Source organism: Apibacter raozihei (assembly GCF_004014855.1).
GTDB lineage: Bacteria > Bacteroidota > Bacteroidia > Flavobacteriales > Weeksellaceae > Apibacter > Apibacter raozihei.
This window is the reverse complement of record NZ_CP034930.1, coordinates 273,415-295,240: the sequence shown is the minus strand read 5'-3', so window position 1 is coordinate 295,240 and position 21,826 is coordinate 273,415. Positions and strand designations below refer to the sequence as shown.

Below are 21,826 nucleotides of genomic sequence, written 5' to 3'. Positions count from 1 at the left end.
ACTTTATAGCTTTATCATAAAGATTGATCTCGATACGTAAAAGAATGTAAGAATAGAGTAAATTATGGATTTACTAATGGACCAAATCCTGAACCTGTGTTTCCAGTAAGTAAATTCCTTTTGCATGTGCAGGATGTATATATTGAGCCTTAAATACATATTCTCTTCCAATAACCGGATATACCTTCGGGTTTTTCAATATTTCTGCGTATATAATAGAACCTTCTTTAAGCTCAACTGAGGAAGAACTGGTTACCATAATTTTTACCAGTACAGCAGGGAATTTTCCTGCAGCAGCCCCTCTGCCGGTAGATATATTTTCTATATCAACAACCCTTCCTATCCATTGATAAGCTTCTTTTTTAGAATTAACTACTGAAAGAGGTAAATTTTCAGAATTTTTTTGTGTTTTAGAAACCTCTTTTATCAGGACATATCTAATAGATGATGCATCGGCAGGTGTGTTTTCTACAGGAATTTCATTAACCTTCAAGACGTATTCATAGCCAGGAACATAATCGAAGCCTTCAATAGAGCTATACATATATTCCCAATTAGGTGTGTTACCTTTTTTTACTAGTAAACATTTTTGAGGTGCTACTCCAACGCAATCAATAGCTTCGGAAGCCACGGTATAAGTTACCGAACGGTTAGTTGTACATGATACGACAATAATTAGTATGGCCAGTAGCATGGATGGGAAAAAAAGTGTTTTTTTCATGTGAAATTAAAGTTTGTAATCTTTTTATGTTGTTCAAAAGCTATGCCTTTTCAAAAAAGTAGTAAAAATTCATTCCTTTTTTTTGGATTAATTTAAAAGAAGAAGGATTTCAGAAAGAGAGAGTTGAAGTAGGGGGTTGGAAGGGGGGGGATCCAGAGATAACAGATAAATCCAGGTAAAATCCTTATCCCGTATTATTTTTTATATCAAAAAGATCATAAGGGGGAGTGTAAAAGAAAAAAACGCAATATTTTTCAGTGATAAATATCCTGAAAAGCAGTAAAATAGGGTATAAAATATATAATAAGGATATAAAACAGGGTGAAAATAAGGATAATTTTTTTAACTTCGTCGGCTTAAAAAATTAATATTTATTAACTATATGAAAAAATTTTACTTATTATTCAGCCTTACCCTCAGTAGTCTGCTACAATCGCAGCAGGTACTATCCGGGAGCAGTCCCGGCGGCGTACCCGGGGCGGTATTATGGATGAAGACCGAGCCGGCCACAGCCAATTTATACGGTACCTACCGGTGGCAGGATTACTCCGGAGATTCACTCATCGTACGGTACTACGATGCCCGAGGCGGCCGTTTCGGGACAGAATACCTCGTAGATGCCCGAACCTTTTTACGTAACTACAACTTTAACCCGGGACTTAGTTTAAATAACGGGACTAATATCAGCAAAGAAATCTGGATAAAAAACAGCCCCCTAACCACGGCGACTATCATCGGCGCGATAGCCTCCCGCGGGGAGCCCAAAGACAAACACACCCGATCCGCCTACTTGCTAGGGCTTAACAGCTTACCCGGAAAAGGCGTATTGCTGGGCACCGATAAAATCATCAACAGTACCGAAAGTTCCCGGGGCGTATTAGATTACGGTTCCCAGGAAGGCTATGATCTGATGTACCACGCAGGTCAGAGTCCGGAGCCAACCCTGGAAAAATACCAGGAAAGAACACTTCGTTCGTTTGTGTATTTCCGTACGAACCAGCCCAACCACAGCATATGGGGGGAACCCCGTCACTCCGTACTATCACTAGGGTCCTTTTTCGACTCCCGCAATGTAAATAATCGTTCCGGCTTTAGCATATCCGGAACCGACGGGAATCAGTTCGAGGCCTATATACCGGAGCTGTTAGTATATGAGCGGATTCTGACCCCCGTAGAAAGGATCAAGGCCGAGAGCTACCTGGCCTTAAAATACGGATTTATGCTGGAGCGTTCCCTGCTGGGCAGTAACAACCAGTTACTCTGGGACAAAGAACAGAATAAAACCTACGACCACCGGGTTACGGGCCTTTACCGTGACGATGCCAGCAGTTTGAACCAAAAGCAGGGGAGCACCTCCTATGAAGAAACCCCTTACTTCAGTTACCAGTCGGCAGGAGATTCCTACGATCTGGCCAATAACTATAACCTGTCGAACCGTAACCGGCTGCTGGTTATTGAAAAATTCCCAGGAGAATCCATGCACGATCAGGACTATGTACTATGGGGAGACAATGCCCAGGGCAAAACAGTAGAAACCCGGGAAGATTACCTGGGGATGAAGCTGATGCCCCGCCACTGGAAAATAAAGACCAATACAGGCTTCACCTCCCCTCAAAAAGACTATGTGAGATGGAACAGCAAAGAAATAGAAGTTCAGAGCGAAGGCTTTAAGACCACGTTTTATAAAGCCGCAGGGAGCAATACCCTCGGAGAAGCCGTTACCCAGGAGCCCTTACAAGGGACTCAGGGCCAGATCTCCTTCACCCTGGGCAGCCTACCCGGCTACAGTCACATCAAATTCGGAGGAAATACCGCCGATATAAGCAGCGGGTACGATTACGGCATTTTCATAGACGAATCCGGTCGGGTGTATCCGGTGATCCAAAGCCAGGTACAATATAACCGTCCCTGGAGTCTGACCTTAAAAGCAGGCGACCGTGTACGCATCAGCAAGACCGAGAATAGCATTATAATCAGCACCAATGGCAATTCAACCCCACAATCCGGTCAGAGTCTTCCCCAGATATTTTTGGCAGCAGAAGACCGGGACAAGCCCTTTTATGCAGCCTTGTTGATGCATAAGAGCAACCGCGATGTCTGGATGAAAGACGTGCGGGTAGGCGGTATCGTAGAATCCGGCCACCGCATAGAACTCTCCTATATGCCCGGTCAGGCCGATGCATTTTCCGATTATGCGACCAATACTCAGTCGTATATTCTCATCGACCGTTCAGGCAGCGGCGAATTCAAAAAAGAACACACCGATATCTATCCCTCAGACGAATACGATCCCTACAGAAAAAAGATTGTATTTAACCACGTCTTTTTCGATACCGATACCAATGGGAGCGATGTATTCACCTTTGGTTACCGCCAGAGCAATATAGTGGCGAACCTGGAGAAACAAAACCCGGGTTGCGATGGAACAGGAGAACCCCTATCCAACGGTAGCCTTCAGGTAGAAATCCGTCAGGGCGATGCCGGATTCGAATACCAGCTGGTAGACGAGCAGACGAGCGAAGTCGTAAAAAGCGGAGTATTTTTCGGTACAAACCTTCAATTGGACAGTCTGGCAGCAGGCAATTACAAGCTGAAGCTTCAGGAACTCGGAGGGTTTCATATCCTGCCCACAGAGAATCAGTCAGACTCCCAGTCCAACAGCCACCAGAGCATAGACTGGAATCGCGGCGGTTTTTTTGAGACGACCCTTAAATCTACCGAGCAGCAGTACCAGATGGGCTTAACCCCGTATCCCGAAGGCGGGAGTGTTTCCAATATCTACATCGAAAACGGATTTGAAATCCGCCAGGGACGCCTCTATATTATCACCAACCGCCAGAAAAGCACCACTCCCTTAGCCGGAGTGTACGTAAAACCCGGCGACAAGCTTCAGATTTACAAAGATTACAACGAGCGCCAGGCGCCGTATAATGTATACTACCGCATCAATGGCAGTACCGTCTACACCCAGAGCAACCTTCGTTCCTTTAAATTCTTTATGATAAAACAAAGCGCAGGCAACAGCGGGGTCTATCACGTAAAGAACAGCAATGGCAGTAGCTGGAGCAGTCCGTTGAACTGGAATTACCAGGGAGCCCAGAGCGAGCCGAAAAGCAGCAACCTGTCCTTTACCAGTGTAGAGCACCCTGTAGTACTGGAATCCGACTGCCACAAGAATGCTCTGATAGGGCCCTATGCCCAGATCAGAGATGAGAACCTACTGTTCTACTATAAAGACTATTCCGATAAATCACAAATCACGGCCCGGGTAAAACTCAATAGCCCGTCCCCGATTCAGATAGCTTTATATGACTATGCCGGCAACCAGGTGTACAGCAAATACATCAGCGAGAGCGTCAAAGAACATACCGTAGATTTGAGCGGCTTACGCAAAGGCGTTTACATCAGCAAAGTATTCAGCAACGAAGGCGAATTAAGCAAAAAGATACTCATAAATTAAGACTAACACATAGAAAAAAATACATATAATGATGAAATTAAGCTCTAAACAAGCTCGATGCATATCTTATTTTCTGCTCTGGCTGATGGTGGTACAAAGCTTTACCCCCTATCTGGCCGGCAGGACGACAAGCAAAGCAAACCTATCCGGGCGGATCACCCCCCGGGCAGAATCCTCGGGGTTGTTGACCCCGGGAATCCCGGGAGCCAGCCTCCCAAGTATCCCCCGCTTACAGACCCCTTCGGTCTTAGCAGGAGCAATCCCAGCAGTAAGCACGACCCTTCATTATTCCTCGGATTTAACCGAAGGAGAAATAGGTCTGTACAACCAAAGAAGTTTCGATAACCCCCAGGATAACGTATTCAGCATCCACCTGGATCGTCAGCCCGAAGCCGGTCAGCAGGTTTACCTGAGCTATGACCTGTACGGAGTAAGCGATAAAAGCGGCGTTACCCGCAGTATCAACGACCGCGCGTCCCGCGGGGGCTATCTGGTGAGTCTCCATAACGGCTGGAGTCACCAGCGCGAAGAAATAGCTTCCAACTGGCTGAACGCCGGAGAAAACCGTATTTATTTCACCGTACCCCAGGGCGCGACCTACGGGTATAAAATAAAAAATCTTCAGATAGAAGTATCCACGGTACCTGCCAGTAGTTCCCCACTGCAATGGGAATCCGTAAGTTATCAGGATGGGAATACCTACGTACGCGGATATTTTGCCGATCAGCGCGAAGGAGAGGTTCAGCTCAACGGCCTGTCGAGCCCGGTGTACCAGGGCGAATTCGAAGCCGTATTAAACGGAGCCGTATCCCAGGTAGAGTTACAGAGCCAGGGGCAGACCTACGCACAAGTCCCCCGGATTCTTTCCGGGAGTGCCCGCTACCGTTTTTCAACAGAAGAAAAACTAGTACGAAAAACCTTCGATTTCAGCAAAAAACAGGCAGCCAACCAACTGAACTTTCAGGGAGTTCAATTAGAAGTCCCCGGCAGTCAGTTAGTAAACGATAAAAAAATCACGGTACAGAATTTACGATCCGTAGACTTACCGGCCTTAGACATGGGCTTGCACAATGTGACCTCCCAAAGCCGGGGGTATCGATTTTTACCCCACGGAGAACACTTCCGCCCGGGAGCCGTAGTCAAACTCGCCTACGATCGCAGCAAGCTTCCCAGCGGCTATACCGAACAAGACATCCGCACCTATTACTTTGACCTTCAGACCAAACATTGGGTGGCCTTAGAAAGAGACAGCGTAGATACCAAAAATCAGGTGATCATATCCCGCACCACTCACTTTACCGATATGATCAACGGAGTCATCCAGGCGCCGGAATCCCCGGAGACCAGTGGCTTTACCCCTACGACCCTGAGCGATATCAAAGTAGCCGACCCCCAATCAAAAGTTAACCAGGTAAGCGCCCCCCAGTCCAACAACCGGGGAACAGCCTCCACCGGGTACAGCTTTGAAATGCCCCCAGCCCGAAACGGGATGAGTCCCTCCTTAGGAATCCAGTACAATAGTGACGGAGGTTCCGGCTGGTTAGGCGAAGGCTGGGATTTGCAAGTACCCGGCATCTCCGTAGAGACCCGTTGGGGCGTTCCGCGGTACCACAACGATCAGGAAACCGAGACCTACCTGATGGACGGAAGCCAGCTGGTTACCCGCGGAGCAGATGGCAAGCCCTCTTTAGCCCACCGGGGTAATAAGATTGCCCGGGAAGCCGACCGTTATTTTTATCCGCGAAAAGAAGGCAGCTTTGCCACCATACAGCGAAAAGGAAGCCATCCGGGCAATTATACCTGGGAAGTAACCGATAGAAAAGGGACAAAATACACCTATGGAGGCAATCAGGGAGTAGTCAAAGGACGCTTTACCGATGTTTCAGGACAAAGCCGCGAGGTGATCTCCGAATGGAAGCTCTCGCGAGTAGAAGAACTCCATGGCGACTGGATTGAATACCACTACGAACCGGTCTCAGAAGCCGTACGCGGAGGACTTACCTCCCAGGCCGTTTACCTGAAAGAAGTACGTGCGGGGAACAAAGGAAGTTCGGCCCATACGGTAGTAAAATTCCAGAGAGACCAGACCAAACAAAAGCAAACCAGCAGTGCTCGTTACGGATACCTGACCTCACAAAATCAGCTGCTTACCCAGGTAGAGATATACTTTGAAGGCCAGAAGCTTCGTGAGTACAGCTTTACTTATACCCCCGGAGCCTTTTACAGTGATTTACTACAAAAAATTACCCACAAAGACGACCAGGGAAAAGAATTTACCAGCAATACCCTTACCTACCATGACCCGGTAAAAGAAAAAGGAGCCCTGTACGGAGAACCCGAAACCTGGAATACCTACGACGATGGTATTTCGGCGGATTTTGTCAATGCTGTTTCCCGTTCCCAACAGACCGGAGATTTTACAGACAAAGCTACCGCCCTGGGAGGTTCTAAAAGCATTAGTCAGGGAGGTTCCATCTATGTAGGAGTTGGTTGGGGTGGAAATATAACATCTAAAGTTAATTCAGGTGGAGCAAGTTTTGGGTATTCTTACTCAGAAAATAAAGGGCTTTCAACCTTGGTGGATATTAACGGGGACGGAATACCTGATAAAATTATAAAGAAAAATACCGGATTATATTATCGTCCCGGAAAAAGAGACGGCAGCTTTGGAGAGAAGATCAAAATCCAGGGAATCGACCAGTTTTCAAGCTCGTATACCAATACAACTTCTTTTGGAGCTAGTGCACTTGTAGGAGCAGTGAATTTAGTTACCATAACAGGAATGGATAAAGAAATTTCCACTACCAAAGTAAGTCGTTATTTTGCAGATGTGAACGGCGACGGTTTATTAGATTTGGTTGTAGGGAACAAGGTCTTATTTAACCATATACATAAGGATGAACAAGGCAATTTGATACCTACCTTTACCAGCAGCAGTACAGATACCCCGAGTCCGATTATGGGGGGCGGTAAGATAGATGATAGCGATACAGCGGTAAGCGAAGAGGAAAAGGAAGAAATGATCGCCAATAATCCCTTACAGGATGTAGTCCGCGTATGGGTAGCTCCTTATTCAGGAATGGTCAAAATCAGCGGAAATGCCCGTTTACTAGCTCCCGAAGGAGAAGTAGACAAAGAAGTTCTGGCTAAGGCTGATGGCGTACGTCTGGCAGTTCAGCATACAGGAACCGAACTAAAATCGATAGTAATAGGGTCTACAGACTACAGCCTTAAAAATATGGCCGTAGCTTCCTTTGCTGTACAAGCCGGAGAGAAAATTTACTTTCGGGTACAATCAGGTACAGACAGAGCCTCTAACGGAAACTTCGATCAGGTGGACTGGAGTCCTCAGATTACCTATACGGACGTAACCGCTCAGGAAGATCCCAATGGATATACGCTTACCTATGAGGCAGGAAAGGAAACCTTAGCTTATCAAAGTGGAGTCGTAATGCTTCCGCAGGTGGCATCTTATACAGTAAAAGGATCCTTTACCAAACCGGTAACCTCCGATAAGGTAACCCTTAAAATACTGCTTGGAGACTCCGAAGAAGTTTATCGACGGGAGTTTGCTGCTGAAGAAGAGTACGACGGAGAACTGGAAATTCCGGTTGCCAATAGCCAACAGGCAGAGCAGTTACAATTTATCATGGACTCTCCGACGTATATAGCCTGGGAAACAGTAGAGTGGAAACCGGTGGTTCATTACCAGCAGAAGGTAGATGTTTCCGAAGGCGTAAGCCAGCAAATAGAACAAAGCCAGCCCGCGGGCGTACGGATTGCCACTACTTACCAGGTGGCAGTAAGCCCGGAAAGTCCGCAAACTATCACCCATTCCGGAAAAGGAACGCTGGTTCTTTCCTTGCAGCAGAAACCTTCGCTAACCGCGGAACAGTTAACCGCAATTAAAGGGGATTTTGAAGTAAAAGTCAAAGATGTCTCAGGGACCTTCCATAGCGGTAGTCTGAAAGTAGAAAACGGACAAATCACCGAAGGTGCTACGCAGGAAATAGACTTACCCCAAGGTAAGGTATGGGTAGAACTATACAGTACCAATGTCAGCCGCAAAGGATTAGACCATTTGAAATCCGTTCAGGCAAGCATTACCGATAGTTTACATGTTCAGACACAATCCACAGCAGGGGTTTACCGCAATTGGGAACTACAGGGTTACGGTCCGTTGCATCGCCAGTGGGGACATTTTTCCTACAACGCGATGAATAAGAGATCTCAAAAACCTATCGAAGAATCCCTGTTACAACTTCCGGAAACCGAAGCAGAGGCTGATCCGAGAAAAATGGTATTTATACCGTTGCATACGGATATCCAGACCCGGAGTTTCTGGCAGGGAAATGATTCTCAGGTGTATATAAACAAAGCCGTGATGAGTTCTTCCCGCTTGGGAATCAAAGATGTGATTTTAGAAAACCCATTGACCGGTTTAGGAAAATCAGATAGTACGGATTCATTATGCATCAACGGCGGAACAGCCATCGGAGTACGCCAGGAATCTAAAAATGAAAGCACTTCACTATTAATGAGTGAAGGTGTACTTACCCGAAGCAAAGCAGAGGGTAGAGGACAGTCTCTATTAGCATTTATGGATATGAATGGGGATGGTTATCCGGATATAGTATCTAAAGGTCAGGTACAGCTAACCAATACCCGGGGAGGATTTGATGGAGAAATTGTAACTAAAGACAGAGGCTATGCAGGCTTTCAAAATACCGCTTCCCGCAGGATATCTTTAGGTATAGGAGGAAGTCCTGTGCATGCGTATTCATTTATATCAACAGCAATAAAAAGCTTAGCAACAAAAAATAAAGGCTCAGAAAAAGAAAAATCGGAGAGTTCATCCAATTCCAATAGCAATTCTAAATCGGCTTCACTCTCTTTTAGTGTTAATGCTTCCATAAATAAAGCAGAAGATGAAACCTACGATAGTTTTACAGATGTGAATGGGGATGGGTTACCGGATAAAATTCTAAGAAACAAACAGGTACGGATTAACTTAGGATACAGTTTTTCGGAACCGATAGATTGGGAGTTAGATAAAATACAAGAAGGAAGTAGTCAGGATGTGACTTTGGGATTAGGTTATGATATTGGCAAATCCAGCTGGTCTGTAGGAATTGGATTGGCAGCCTCTAAGATAAAACCGGAATTTATGTTGATAGATATCAATGGTGATGGATTAACGGATAAGGTCAGAGTATCCGGATCTACCGTTTATGTCTCTTTAAACAAAGGAAATTCCTTTGCTCCGGAAATAGAATGGAACGGTTTAAGCAGACCTAATCGTTCAACTTCCGTAAGTGAGTCTCAGAATGGAGCATTTACGTATGGTTTTACTTTATTTGGAGCTACAAAAATGGTTTTGAATCCTTCCGTTAATACAGGGCGAAGTATGAATCGCATTTTGTCAGACTTAAAAGACGTAGATGGCGATGGTTATTTAGATATCGTAAGTTCCGACAAAGAGAACCAGTTACAAGTACAACGTTCGTTAATCGGAAAGAGCAACAAGCTAAAAACCGTAACAAACACCCTAGGAGGCAGTTTCAGTGTGGACTATACACGTTCCGAAGCCACCTATGATCACCCGGGAGGAAAATGGGTACTATCAAGCGTAGAAATCAATGACGGAATCCATGATGACGGAAGTAACACCCGAATGGAATACCGTTATAGCAAAGGAAAACATGACCGCCACGAGCGGGAGTTTTTAGGCTTTGGCAAAGTAGAAAGCCTGAGCATCGATACCGAGAATAATAATCAGGTGTATCGCAAGCACGTTCAGGAATACGACGTGAGCAACTACTACCGTGCCGGGAACAGTTTGCGCAGCAGCGTAGAAGATGCCCAGGGGAAACTCTATAGCGAAAGCATCACCCGTTACTACCAGTACGAAGTACGTCAGTCAGGGAAAAACAACTATACCCTAAGCAATACGGATTTATGCGGCGATACCCAGTCTTCATATACCCCGGTACAATACACCCGCAGCACCGTCTACGAAGGACAAAACGAAGGGATGGTAGCCAACGAAAGCTGGTACGCCTACGACACGCAGGACCAATACGGCGAATTAGTACGTTACCGGTACAGTGACAGCGGCAGCTTAGGCGAGCAGGGCAAAGGAAGCTATAACTACGAAACCCGTATCCGCTATACCTCCAACCCGTCTAAAAACATCTACGGATTACCCGTACAAGTACAAGTATACGGCAGCCAGGGAACCCTTTACCGGGAAGTACAGGCGAGCTACGATACCCAATATGCCAACCACCTGACCCAGGTGCGCCAGCGATTAAATGAACAAGGCGAAGAATCCGTAACCGATATCGTTTACGATAAATACGGAAACATCACCCAAAAGACCCTTCCGGGCAACCAGAAAGGCGAACGCTTATGGTATAAATACCGATATGATAGGGAATACAATATGTACCTGGAGCGCATTGACGATGCCTACGGCTACACCAGCGAGCTGGAGAATTACGATTACCGTTACGGAGTACCACTAAGCACCAAAGACTACAACGGTTACTATATGGCCACGACCCTGGACAACCTGGGAAGAATCCGGACCATTACCGGACCGAACGAAATGGAGCTGGGACTACCGTACACGATCAAATTTGAATATGAGCCCCATGCCGAACTCGCCCAGGATGGCAGCATCCAGCGTCCGGCCTATGCCATAACCCAACACTACGATCCGCAGCACCAAGGCAATGATATAGAAACCATCAGCTTTGTAGACGGAGTAGGACGCGCCCTGCAAGTAAAAAAAGACGGAGTACTTACCCAGACCGATGCCCAGGGCAGTCATCCCGAAGATAAAAAAGTACTGATAGTAAGCGGCAGAAGCAAGCTCGATCCGTACGGACGAGTAGTAGAAAGCTACTATCCGGTCAGCGAAGACCCATCCCAACGGTTAACCTTTAACCGCAGCTTTGATGCCGTAACCCCGACACGAACCCGTTACGACATTCTGGACAGAGCCCTGGAAACCGTGCTACCGGACGAAAGTGTGAGCCGTATGAACTACGGAATCGATACCTCCAGCCGTACCCTGGTTACCACCGTAACCGATGCGCTGGGAGGAAAACAAAGCACCTATACCAACGGCTCAGGACTTACCCTGAAAACCGAGCAATTATCAGGCCCCTCAGGAACCATCAGCACAAGCTTCAGTTACGATGCCATTAACCAGCTGCTCACCGTTACCGATACCGAAGGGCAGCAGACCCGCTCGGAATATGACCTGGCAGGTCGCCGCATCCAGGTTCAGCACCCAAGTGCCGGAACCACACAACTAAGCTACGATGCCCTGGGGAATGTTATCAGCCGCCAAAGCTCGAACTTAGCCGCCAGCGGGAAACAGATTAAATACGAGTACCAGTATGCCCGTTTAACGAAGATCCTATATCCCGAGCATCCCGAAAACAACGTTACCTACCACTACGGCGGCAAAAATGCCAAAGAAAACCGGGTAGGACGAGTAGTCTTACAAGAAGATGCCACCGGAGCCCAGGAATTCAAATACGGTCGCTTAGGCGAAGTAACCGAAGTACGCCGTACAGTGATTATCCCCAACCAGGCGATAGCCACCTACGTAACCAAGACCAAATATGACAGTTGGAACCGTATCGAACAAATCATCTATCCCGATGAAGAAAAAGTAGAATACAAATACAACACAGCCGGTCAGTTAGTACAAGTAAAAGGCAGCAAAGCCTACAGCTACAACTACGTAGAGAAAATAGGCTATGACCAATTCGAACAACGCAACTATTTAAAATACTGCAACGGTTCAGAAACCAGTTACACCTACGATCCACAAAGAAGAAGGCTGAGCCAGCTACAAGTATGGACGCAGTCCCGTAGCAACAGTACCACTCCAAGAACCCAGATCATGGACAACCGCTACACCTACGATGCCGTAAGCAACGTACTAAGCGTAGCCAACCAGGCCCCCTTACCCGGCAATGGGAAGAACCTGCAGGGCGGACAGATGGAGCACCGTTACAGCTACGACGGGCTGTACCGATTAACCGGAGCCAGCGGAACCTATACCGGAGCCGACCAGAAAACGGCCCGTTACCAGTTAACGATGGCCTATGACAACCTTCATAACATCACCCGCAAAACCCAGGACGTAAGCCAGCAGAATTTGGCATTCCAGGGCGGGCTGAACGCCGGATACGATTTGGTGTACAACTATAACCAAAGCAAGAAAAACCAGATAGAGCAGCTGGACGACACGAACTATCGCACCGAAGAGAAACAAGAAGAAGAAAAACGCGAGCAGAAGAAAGCGTACCAGTACGATGCCAACGGGAACCTGGTGTACGTGAACACCCGTTTAAAAAAACAAGACCAGAGCGAAAGCGACAAGACCAATGAGCGCAAGCTTCTGTGGGATGAAGAGAACCGCCTGCGCGCCCTGGATGACAACGGATACGTAAGTAACTACTGGTATGATGCCAGCGGCGAGCGAGTAATCAAAACCAGTGGCGAGAGCGAGCAGGTATATGTAAACTCACTCTTTGCCGGAGGAGTTACCCAGACTAACCGCTTCAGTGCCTACATCAACCCGTATATGGTCGTAGCCGCCGGAGGCAAATACACCAAACACTACTACATAGGCAGTCAGCGGGTAGTAAGTAAGCTCGGCGATCTGGAAAGCTTCGGAGCCGACCCCAGAAGAATTGAATATGCAGGAGCCACCCTGGACGGAATAAAAATAGACTGGAAAGGCAAGTACCAGCAGAGTCTGCAAGACATCCGCAGCAACTATGCCCACTTTGAAGTACCCTATAACGGGAAAGACAATGACGACTATGTGAACGGACAAGGCTTCTGCTGTAGCGATGACCAGAGCACCAGCAAGCAAAGCAGCAGCAAAGCCACCGCAGGCACAGAACCCGTGAACTACGAAAAGCTGCAGTATTACTACCATGCCGACCATTTGGGAAGCAGCAGTTATATCACCAGTTTAGACGGTGATATCGTACAACACGTAGAATATGTACCTTTTGGCGAGGTTTTTGTGGAAGAACGTAATAACAGTTGGAATACCCCTTACTTATTTAACGGTAAGGAGTTGGATGAGGAAACAGGTCTTTACTATTACGGAGCGAGATACTACAATCCTAGGGAAAGCGTGTGGTTATCTACCGACCCGTTAAGCGGTTACAATCCAATTATGGAAGTTGAACATTACATTGATGGTCAACACAATGGAGGAGTTTATAGCTCATTTAACCATAATACTTATATGTATTGTTTACAGAACCCTGTTATTTATATTGATCCGAATGGGAAGCAGGAAAAATCAAGTTATTCATTTACTAAAGGATTTTTCAAAGGCTTATGGGATGCAGGAACAGCTATAGGAGGAATTAAATCTCAGATAGAAACGACTGTACATGTAGCAAAAACGAGTTATAAAATAATAACGAATCAACAAGTTCAGAAGCAATTTGTTGAGGGAGTTAAAGTAATAGCTAATGATCCAGGAGGCTCACTATCTAAGGTAGGAAATAGCATAGTGGAAGGGATAAAAAATAATCCAGAGGCTCAAGGCCAAATAGCAGGAGCATTAGTAGCTGGTTTATCAGATCTAGGAATAGGAGCAGCTACATCTACAGCTAAGGGAGGAAAAGTTTTAACTAATACATTAAAAGCTACAGAAAGTGCTTTAGTTCTGCGTAATGCATCTAAAGTAGAAGATTTAGCAGCAGCAAATAAAATAATGTCCTTACAAGATGGGTTAAGTAATCAAAAGTATGTGGAGCAGATATATAATAATATGGTTAAAGGAGATATTGATGTTACTGGGAAGTTAGGAGCTTTTGTAGATAATGGGGTGACGTATGTTAACGAAGGGAGTCATCATATGGCAGCAGCACTGTTATATCAAACAGAGACAGGCTCTAATAAGTATGTTGAGTTATTGTTAAATACAAAAAGCTCAGTCAATAAAAAGCCTGAAAGTAAAGTGTATAATTTTTCTGTTAAATTAGATTAGAGTATGGTAACAATAAAAATTAAAGAAGCGTTTAGATGTAATGGTTTTTTGATAGATAAGTATATATTTGAATCGGGGAATTTTTATTTTGTTAAGAAACCGTTTTTGGTAAGTATTGTAGATGTTATTTCTAATGAGAATGTTGAAATTTATAAAAAAACATACGTAGAGAATTTTGATGTATATGACTTTAGAGATAAATATAAAGATGTCCTGTTATTTGATTTTTTTAAGGAAATAGGTTTGGAATTATTTATAGATGAATTTATGGATAGTTTGAGTTTTGAAATTGAAGGGGTAACGAAATTGAGTAAGATTAAAGAGTTAGATTATTATCAATTTAAGTGTTTGTTTATCTTGAAAATGATAAATGATTATGATATAATTTTCACAAATATTGAAGCTATGGCTTATGTGAGTTGTAATAGATATTATACTTATTTAAGAACGTTAATTTCTCAATTTGCAGATAAAACATTAATCTTGGTATATGATGATGGAGGTGTCAGTAAGGAATCAATTTCTTATATTGATTTTTTTGAGATAAAAAAGGTGGATGGACAAGAAAATTTATCAAAACTTATTCCGGGATTCCCTAACTATAATTAACATAAATTTATAAACAATAAAAACCCCCGCTAAGTAATTAGCGGGGTTTTTCTTTCAAGGTTCTTTATTGAGCAAATCCAACAACTCTAACTCGTCTTTGGGGATAAGCGAGCGGATAAGTTGCAGGATATTGTAAATATCCCATTGGTTGTGTTCGGTGTAATTGGGAAATGAGATTTCCGCCAAAAGGGCCGTTTGGGTAATTTTACAGAGGGATTTGAGGGTAAAGCCTAAGTTCTCGTAGTCAGGAATGGATTTTAGTTTTTGTAAAGTAACTAAGAAATCTTTAGAGTTAAAGTTTTCATTGGAAGACTTGTTTTGGGTTGTCATGGTAAAAAGTGATTAAATTAAATAAAAAGGCAGGTCGCTGACAACCCATTCTAAGAAGTAGAAAAGTCTCGGGACTTTTATTTGTATTTTATCTTAAAATAGTATCTTTGGCAGGTAAAAGAGTTGATTGAAATAGTTTACTGAAGCCTTGTTTGGATATTCAAACAGTAAAAAGAGTTTTTTAGAAAAAAGTAAAAACTGAAAGAATTCTCCCTTACTTATTTAACGGTAAGGAGTTGGATGAGGAAACAGGTCTTTACTATTACGGTGCCAGATACTATAATCCTAGGGAGAGCGTGTGGTTATCTACCGACCCGTTAAGCGGTTACAATCCCGTGATGGAAGTTGAGCATTACATCGATGGTCAACACAACGGAGGAGTTTATAACTCGTTTAATCACAATACGTATGGTTATTGTTATCAGAACCCTGTTATTTATGTAGATCCGAATGGAAAGCAAACGAAAATTACAGATAAGTGGAATCAACTTAATGATAAAGAAAAAAATATAATAAGATGGCATCCTCAATGGTATAGGGTTACTTATATTGAAAAAAATGCTAATGAAGCATTTAAAATGACAGAAGAAACATTTAATAAACAGGGAAAGGGTGATGAAAGTGATGCTTTTAGACATGCATTTTGGCAAGCTAGAAACACCCAAGATGTAGGAGAGGAACTTACAAGAGCTTGGTCTGATGCTCATGAATATTCTACCCCACCTCATGAAGTTAATACTGATTTATATATGGATATTCATAATAATGATGTTGGTATAGAGATAGGAAAGAGTAATCCTAAAGCTACACCAGAGGAATTGAAAAGTATTATTTTAGATAAAATATCAAAGGGTGAATTATTAATATTAAATGAAGATCAAACTAAAATAAGGAAATCTGATGGAAGTGGGATAAAAAACTCTAAATCTGAAATTAGGAAATATGACGTTTCTCATAAAATAGCTACTGAAATATTAAAAAATCCACAACAAAAAACAAAAGATTATGAGTAGGCTTATATTGGTAGTTTCATTTTTTATTTTTTCATTTAATTGTAGTTCTCACAATCAAAATTATGATGAGCTTGTTATTTCAGAATTAAATGAGAGTTTTGAAGATATCTTATCTTATAAGAAGGAGGGGAATATTATTTTTCTGGAAATTAAAATTATAGGTGAAATTCAAGGGGATGCAATTTTGGAGTTATATGATGTTAGAGGTAAAGGCCCCTATACTAAAATTAAACTTAACGGGCGTGTAGATAAGATTTATAATACAGAATGGTATGAACCTAATTTAAAGATTAAATATAAGCCATTGTCAAAAATCAATGGAGGAAGTTTAGTTTTGAGGTATAAAATGAATTAGATGCTGAGGATGGTTATGTTGGAAACAATTAAAACAAAGTGAAATAATAGATGAATTGACTATAGAAGAATTATATGCATATATGATTAAAAAGAGTAAATTTAGATTGAAGTATATAAAAATAAAAACCCCGCTAATGCGGGGTTTTTATTTTACTTTTCTTTATTGAGTAAATCCAACAACTCTAACTCATCTTTAGGGATAAGCGAGCGTAGGAGAGCAAGGATGTTGTAAATGTCCCATTGAGTATGCTCTGTGTAATTGGGGAAAGAAATTTCCGCCAGTAGGGCGGTTTGGGAAATTTTACAGAGGGATTTGAGGGTAAAGCCTAAGTTCTCGTAGTCGGGAATGGTTTTTAGCTTTTGTAAAGTAACTAAGAAATCTTTAGGGTTAAAGTTTGGGTTTGAAGACTTGTTTTGGGTTGTCATGATAAGAAATATTAAGGGTTAAAAAATAGGCAGGTCGCTGACAACCCATTCTACGAAGTAGAAAAGTCTCGGGACTTTTATTTGTATTTTATCTTAAAATAGTATCTTTGGTAGGTAAAAGAGTTGATTGAAATAGTTTACTATAGTATTGTTTAGATATTTAAATAGGAGTAAGAGTTTTTTAAAAAAAAGTAAAAACCGAAGGAATTCACACTTTCGTAAGTAACGGTAAGGAGTTGGATGAGGAAACAGGTCTTTACTATTACGGTGCCAGATACTACAATCCGAGGGAGTCTGTTTGGTTATCTGTGGATCCACTAACAGAGATAACAGGTACTCCTTACCAGTATTGTTATCAGAATCCAGTTAGATATACCGATCCTACGGGAATGAAAGGAACAGATGAATTTGATGATAAAGGGAATAAAATTAGTGATCTAGGAGGGGATAAGATAGACTTTTATCACCAAAAGAATGGTGATACCAAAGTTGTTGATAGGGAAAGTGGTGAATCTAATGTTATTAGTGGAGGAAAGTCTATTATTGAAGGATATACTCATAGAAAAAAAAGTACAAGTTGGTGGACATTGTCTAAAGAATTTGATAAAGGTGTAGGTCCTACCAAGAGTTTAATTGCAGATTTTGAAGATTCTACTTTAGGAATATTTGGATCAATGGATAAGAAAAATTCTACTTATGCATCAAAAGCAAGAACAGCAGTCTTATCAGAAGGCTTAAATAAAGGAAGAGTTTCTTATGATTATGAAGAAGTAAACCCAATGACTGCAGGTTTTGATATGTGGGAACAGTTTTTAGGAAGAGCGAATATTTCGTATTATAAATTGGGTGATGATAAAGTGTTGTTTATGATAAACGATTCCAAATCAATGACATCTTTAGCGTATAGGCTACTTCCATGTTGGGAAAGATCTGTATACCATTTAAATGGGAATACTTATCAAACGTATATGTGGACTGAAAGTATGAGTGAAGTAATGCAAAAAGGAACTTTACAGTTACAATATACCCCTCAACAAAAAGTTCAAATGCAGCAAGGTCAACAAGGATTTAATAGATGGTTGTTAAGTTATTAATAATGAGAAAAATAATAATTATGAAATTTTTAATATTAAGCTCTATTGTACTTTTCTCATGTATTAAAGAACAAGACTTAAAAGGTACTTATGTTCCTGTTAATTATAAGAATAATTTTGATACTATTCGACTTGAAGATGATGGTATATACAGTAGAAAAGTTTATGATATTAATGGCAAGTTGTTGTTGAAAATGAAAGGTAAGTGGGAGCATAAAAATGATATAATTAATTTTCGACCATTTTTTTTGAACTTTGATTATGACTTAGTTAAATTTCCGGAAGTTATACAGGATACTTTGGGGGGATGGAGTGGTAATCTACATAAAAACAATGGAAATTTAGAATTTTGTGTAGGTCACTTATCAGCAAGTTTGCCTAATCAAAATTGTTATCGAAAAATAGCAAAGTAATTCTTAGATTCTTGAAAGAAAAACCCCGCTCATCGAGCGGGGTTTTTGTTTTCAAGCCTCTTTACTGAGTAAATCCAACAACTCGAGTTCATCTTTAGGGATAAGGGAGCGAATGAGGGCAAGGATATTGTAAATGTCCCATTGAGTATGCTCGGTGTTATTGGGGAAAGAGATTTCCGCTAATAAAGCCGTTTGTGTAATTTTACAGAGGGATTTGAGGGTGAAACCTAAGTTTTCGTAGTCAGGAATGGATTTGAGTTTTTGTAAAGTAACTAAGAAGTCTTTAAGGTTAAGTTTTTGTTTTGAAGACTTGTTTTGTGTTGTCATGGTAAAAAGGGATTAAGTTAAATAAAAAGGCAGGTCGCTGCAAACACATTCTACAGAGTAGAAAAGTCTCGGGACTTTTATTCAAATTTTATCTTAAAATAGTATCTTTGGCAGGTAAAAGAGTTGATTGAAATAGTTTACTATAGCCTTGTTTAGTTATACAAACTGGAGTAAGAGTTTTTTAGAAAAAAGTAGAAACCAAAGGAATTCACACTTTCGTATGTAAGGGTAAGGAGGGCATGAAGAAACAGGTCTTTACTATTACGGTGCCAGATACTATAATCCCAGGGAATCTGTGTGGTTATCTACTGACCCGTTAAGCGGTTATAATCCAATCTTTGAAACCGAGCATTACATTGACGGTCAGCATAATGGTGGAGTTTATAACTCGTTTAACCATAATACCTATGGGTATTGTTATCAGAATCCTATTGTGTTAGTAGATCCTAATGGTAAACAGGCCAGATCAAATCTATTAGATGGAAATAAACGAGAATATTGGCTAGGTGGAGAATTAGCGATGGAGCAAATAGGAAATGATGAAACGTTTAATGTTTATGTTTATGCAGAAGTATCTTATTTAAAGAAAAGGAATGCAATATTACCCGCGCTTTATACGGTTAGGCATCAAAATGGTAAATTCATAGATAAAGATTTAATGGAGTATTCAACTAATTGTTTTGGTTATGTTTTAACTGGTGGGCAATACTTTATACCAGGAGGAGATATAGGTGAATATTTGAAGGCATCAGGATATAGAGAAATGAAAGGAGTAAGTAATTATAAAGAAGGAGATGTTTATTTGTGGGAAGGAGGAGGACATATTATGGAAGCAGTTAAAAAAGAAGGTAAGTTGGTGTGGGAGAGTTATTTTGCAGGAGATGAAAAAGCTTATTATGGAAGTCTAAAGGATATTCTTTTATACAATAGAACTATAGGAGGAATGTCAGATTTAAAAGATGCTAAACTTTATAGGCCGGCTGTCCCTAAAATTGTGGAAAAGATTTATAAATCTGTTAGTATTAATGATCTGATAGACTCAATTAAACAATTTGATAAAGATGTATATGGAGAAAACTAACATAATATTATTTTTAATCTTTTTCATATTTCTTTCATGCTTTGAAGATAAAAATGTGAAGCTAGAAGATAAAATAACAAAAAATCAGCTACGAATTTCAGGCGTAATTAATCCAGAAAAATACGATATGCTTCTAGGTGATTGGGTTTTAGCTAAAATTATTATAAATAAAAAGTTTGAAAAGACTTTTACAATGGTGAAAGATACAGCTATTAATATCCATATTTCTAAAGAAGGTGTATTTTCAGATAAAGGAGTTAAGTTAGGTGAAAGCGATAAAAAATGCAGTATGGCATTTAATTTAGTATTGGATACATTAGAGGGTAAGTATTTTGTAAAAGCAAACTTAAGAAAACCAGATTTTTTTGTATTACAAAACCCAGGAATTAGTTATATGCGTAATGATAGCATAATTGGGTATATAAAAACACAATTATTTTTTATTAGAAAAGAATGATTAATTATTGAAAAAATAAATAGGGAATAATTTTAGGAAAAAGCGACCGATTTATCGGTCGCTTTTTATTTTAAGGTTCTTTATTGAGCAAATCCAACAACTCTAACTCGTCTTTGGGGATAAGGGAGCGAATAAGGGCAAGAATGTTGTAAATGTCCCATTGGTTGTGTTCGGTGTAATTAGGGAAAGAGATTTCCGCTAACAGGGCGGTTTGAGTAATTTTACAGAGGGATTTGAGGGTAAAACCTAAGTTTTCGTAGTCGGGAATGGTTTTTAGTTTTTGTAAAGTAACTAGGAAATCTTTAGGGTTTAGGTTTTCATTGGATGACTTGTTTTCTGTTTGCATGATAGAAAGATTTAAAAATTAAATAAAAAGGCAGGTCGCTGACAACACATTCTACAGAGTAGAAAAGTCTCGGGACTTTTATTCAAATTTTAGCTTAAAATAGTATCTTTGGTAGGTAAAAGAGTTGATTGAAATAGTTTACTATAGTATTGTTTAGATATTTAAATAGGAGTAAGAGTTTTTTTTAAAAAAAGTAAAAACCGAAGGAATTCACACTTTCGTATGTAACGGTAAGGAGTTGGATGAGGAAACAGGTCTTTACTATTACGGTGCCAGATACTATAATCCAAGGGAAAGCGTGTGGTAGTCAGTGGATCCACTCTTTGAACAAACAATGACTCCGTATCAGTATTGTTATCAGAATCCAGTTAGGTTTATAGATCCGACAGGGATGGAAGGTGAAAGTGTTGATGATGATATAACAGTTAATAATAAAGGAATTGTTAGTAAAGTTGTTAAAAATGATAAGCCAAATAGATTTTATGATGAGAAAGGAAATGAATTAAAATTTAATGATACTCAAGAAGTAGATAAAAGCAAACTTACAAATAACTATAGTGTTGGAGAACAATTATATTATCCAGTTAGCAGGGCGGAGTTAGATAAAGTTGTCAAAGGGGTGTCATTAAATTCAGGAATAAAACTATCTAAATATATGGCTCCATTAAGTGTTTCAAAGTATGTTTTAGTTGCATTAGCATCACATACTGGAGCTGATTTTACAATGGGATACTTAGCTGAAAGAAAAGATATATACAATGTTTTTATTGAGGAGACTATCTATAATTATAGATTTGAGGGTAGCAATAAAATATATAATTTATTTGATGCAGGTAATTTTATGTGGGGAGCATGGACAGAAGAAATAGGTCTCTTTGATTTTGAAGTTAAAGGAGGATCTAACCTTAATGAGTTTTATAATTTTGGAGATAGTGAAGCAGATCAAAGAGCAATTTTTGATGGTAGAAAGTATTATTAATATGAGAAATAAAATTATTAACCCAAGAATTTTGTTGATATGCTTTTGCATATTCATAGTTATTACTATTATATTAAATAAATTTAACATCTATGAAAGATCATTACTTCATTTTATATTGAATTGGATATTTTTTATACCATTAATAATTTTCTTTACTTACTCGTTTATACT

Annotated in this window: 15 protein-coding genes and 1 pseudogene; 11 read left to right on the top strand and 5 right to left on the bottom strand. The window is 41.0% G+C overall.

Features of this window, described 5'->3' with window-relative positions:
* Positions 1–73: 73 nt before the first annotated feature.
* The gene (locus EOV51_RS01420) at positions 74–721 is read right to left on the bottom strand and encodes a DUF4377 domain-containing protein (protein WP_128149110.1); all 648 of its coding nucleotides are present in this window, start codon (positions 719–721) and stop codon (positions 74–76) included.
* 382 nt (positions 722–1,103) lie between these two features.
* Between EOV51_RS01420 and EOV51_RS01415 the strand changes: the two genes are divergently transcribed.
* From EOV51_RS01415 to EOV51_RS01405, 3 genes are all read left to right on the top strand, one after another.
* Positions 1,104–4,181: a T9SS type A sorting domain-containing protein gene (locus EOV51_RS01415; protein WP_128149108.1), complete on the top strand. Its 3,078-nt coding sequence runs from the start codon at positions 1,104–1,106 to the stop codon at positions 4,179–4,181.
* A gap of 181 nt (positions 4,182–4,362) precedes the next feature.
* Positions 4,363–14,220, top strand: a complete 9,858-nt coding sequence (locus EOV51_RS01410) for a SpvB/TcaC N-terminal domain-containing protein (protein ID WP_164875221.1) — start codon at positions 4,363–4,365, stop codon at positions 14,218–14,220.
* 3 nt (positions 14,221–14,223) lie between these two features.
* A complete protein-coding gene (locus tag EOV51_RS01405; RefSeq protein WP_128149104.1) occupies positions 14,224–14,829 on the top strand; it encodes a hypothetical protein in 606 nt (201 codons plus the stop codon).
* A gap of 54 nt (positions 14,830–14,883) precedes the next feature.
* Here EOV51_RS01405 and EOV51_RS01400 read toward each other — a convergent pair whose 3' ends face one another.
* A complete protein-coding gene (locus EOV51_RS01400; RefSeq protein ID WP_128149102.1) occupies positions 14,884–15,159 on the bottom strand; it encodes a hypothetical protein in 276 nt (91 codons plus the stop codon).
* 206 nt (positions 15,160–15,365) lie between these two features.
* On the opposite strand from EOV51_RS01400, the gene EOV51_RS01395 reads away from it, so the two are divergent.
* Together EOV51_RS01395 and EOV51_RS01390 are read left to right on the top strand one after the other, a co-directional pair.
* Positions 15,366–16,172, top strand: a complete 807-nt coding sequence (locus EOV51_RS01395; protein ID WP_128149100.1) for an RHS repeat-associated core domain-containing protein — start codon at positions 15,366–15,368, stop codon at positions 16,170–16,172.
* Complete coding sequence (locus EOV51_RS01390) at positions 16,165–16,527, top strand: hypothetical protein (RefSeq protein WP_128149098.1); 363 nt, start codon at positions 16,165–16,167, stop codon at positions 16,525–16,527. Before EOV51_RS01395 ends, EOV51_RS01390 begins: the two co-directional genes overlap by 8 nt.
* Before the next feature lie 152 nt (positions 16,528–16,679).
* Here EOV51_RS01390 and EOV51_RS01385 read toward each other — a convergent pair whose 3' ends face one another.
* The gene (locus EOV51_RS01385) at positions 16,680–16,955 is read right to left on the bottom strand and encodes a hypothetical protein (protein WP_128149096.1); all 276 of its coding nucleotides are present in this window, start codon (positions 16,953–16,955) and stop codon (positions 16,680–16,682) included.
* Between the two features lie 236 nt (positions 16,956–17,191).
* Between EOV51_RS01385 and EOV51_RS01380 the strand changes: the two genes are divergently transcribed.
* Positions 17,192–18,049 (top strand): RHS repeat-associated core domain-containing protein, encoded by an 858-nt coding sequence (locus EOV51_RS01380; protein WP_228427666.1) that lies wholly within the window; start codon positions 17,192–17,194, stop codon positions 18,047–18,049.
* Positions 18,050–18,069: 20 nt separating this feature from the next.
* Positions 18,070–18,462, top strand: a complete 393-nt coding sequence (locus tag EOV51_RS01375; RefSeq protein ID WP_128149092.1) for a hypothetical protein — start codon at positions 18,070–18,072, stop codon at positions 18,460–18,462.
* 51 nt (positions 18,463–18,513) lie between these two features.
* Here the strand turns inward: EOV51_RS01375 and EOV51_RS01370 are convergent, their stop codons facing one another.
* Positions 18,514–18,789: a hypothetical protein gene (locus EOV51_RS01370; protein WP_128149090.1), complete on the bottom strand. Its 276-nt coding sequence runs from the start codon at positions 18,787–18,789 to the stop codon at positions 18,514–18,516.
* 253 nt (positions 18,790–19,042) lie between these two features.
* Between EOV51_RS01370 and EOV51_RS01365 the strand changes: the two are divergent.
* Positions 19,043–19,870 (top strand): annotated as a pseudogene (locus EOV51_RS01365) (hypothetical protein); the annotation flags it as partial.
* Entirely contained in the window at positions 19,857–20,327 is a 471-nt protein-coding gene (locus tag EOV51_RS01360) for a hypothetical protein (protein ID WP_128149086.1), read from the top strand. The pseudogene EOV51_RS01365 and the gene EOV51_RS01360, both read left to right, overlap by 14 nt.
* Before the next feature lie 70 nt (positions 20,328–20,397).
* Here the strand turns inward: EOV51_RS01360 and EOV51_RS01355 are convergent, their stop codons facing one another.
* Positions 20,398–20,673: a hypothetical protein gene (locus EOV51_RS01355; protein WP_128149084.1), complete on the bottom strand. Its 276-nt coding sequence runs from the start codon at positions 20,671–20,673 to the stop codon at positions 20,398–20,400.
* 208 nt (positions 20,674–20,881) lie between these two features.
* On the opposite strand from EOV51_RS01355, the gene EOV51_RS14900 reads away from it, so the two are divergent.
* Both EOV51_RS14900 and EOV51_RS14895 read left to right on the top strand, forming a co-directional pair.
* Positions 20,882–20,980 carry an RHS repeat-associated core domain-containing protein gene (locus EOV51_RS14900; protein WP_317126985.1) on the top strand — a complete coding sequence of 33 codons (99 nt, stop codon included), beginning with the start codon at positions 20,882–20,884 and terminating at the stop codon, positions 20,978–20,980.
* Positions 20,981–21,007: 27 nt separating this feature from the next.
* Positions 21,008–21,652 (top strand): hypothetical protein, encoded by a 645-nt coding sequence (locus EOV51_RS14895; protein WP_317126969.1) that lies wholly within the window; start codon positions 21,008–21,010, stop codon positions 21,650–21,652.
* Positions 21,653–21,826: the final 174 nt, after the last annotated feature.

Excerpts from the sequence above, each read along its gene's own strand:
- EOV51_RS01360 (WP_128149086.1), top strand. The coding sequence starts at position 19,857 with ATGGAGAAAACTAACATAATATTATTTTTAATCTTTTTCATATTTCTT.
- EOV51_RS01370 (WP_128149090.1), bottom strand. The coding sequence starts at position 18,789 with ATGACAACACAAAACAAGTCTTCAAAACAAAAACTTAACCTTAAAGAC.
- EOV51_RS01390 (WP_128149098.1), top strand. The coding sequence starts at position 16,165 with ATGAGTAGGCTTATATTGGTAGTTTCATTTTTTATTTTTTCATTTAAT.
- EOV51_RS01420 (WP_128149110.1), bottom strand. The coding sequence starts at position 721 with ATGAAAAAAACACTTTTTTTCCCATCCATGCTACTGGCCATACTAATT.
- EOV51_RS01375 (WP_128149092.1), top strand. The coding sequence starts at position 18,070 with ATGAAATTTTTAATATTAAGCTCTATTGTACTTTTCTCATGTATTAAA.
- EOV51_RS01400 (WP_128149102.1), bottom strand. The coding sequence starts at position 15,159 with ATGACAACCCAAAACAAGTCTTCCAATGAAAACTTTAACTCTAAAGAT.
- EOV51_RS14895 (WP_317126969.1), top strand. The coding sequence starts at position 21,008 with ATGACTCCGTATCAGTATTGTTATCAGAATCCAGTTAGGTTTATAGAT.
- EOV51_RS01415 (WP_128149108.1), top strand. The coding sequence starts at position 1,104 with ATGAAAAAATTTTACTTATTATTCAGCCTTACCCTCAGTAGTCTGCTA.
- EOV51_RS01385 (WP_128149096.1), bottom strand. The coding sequence starts at position 16,955 with ATGACAACCCAAAACAAGTCTTCAAACCCAAACTTTAACCCTAAAGAT.
- EOV51_RS01405 (WP_128149104.1), top strand. The coding sequence starts at position 14,224 with ATGGTAACAATAAAAATTAAAGAAGCGTTTAGATGTAATGGTTTTTTG.
- EOV51_RS01355 (WP_128149084.1), bottom strand. The coding sequence starts at position 20,673 with ATGCAAACAGAAAACAAGTCATCCAATGAAAACCTAAACCCTAAAGAT.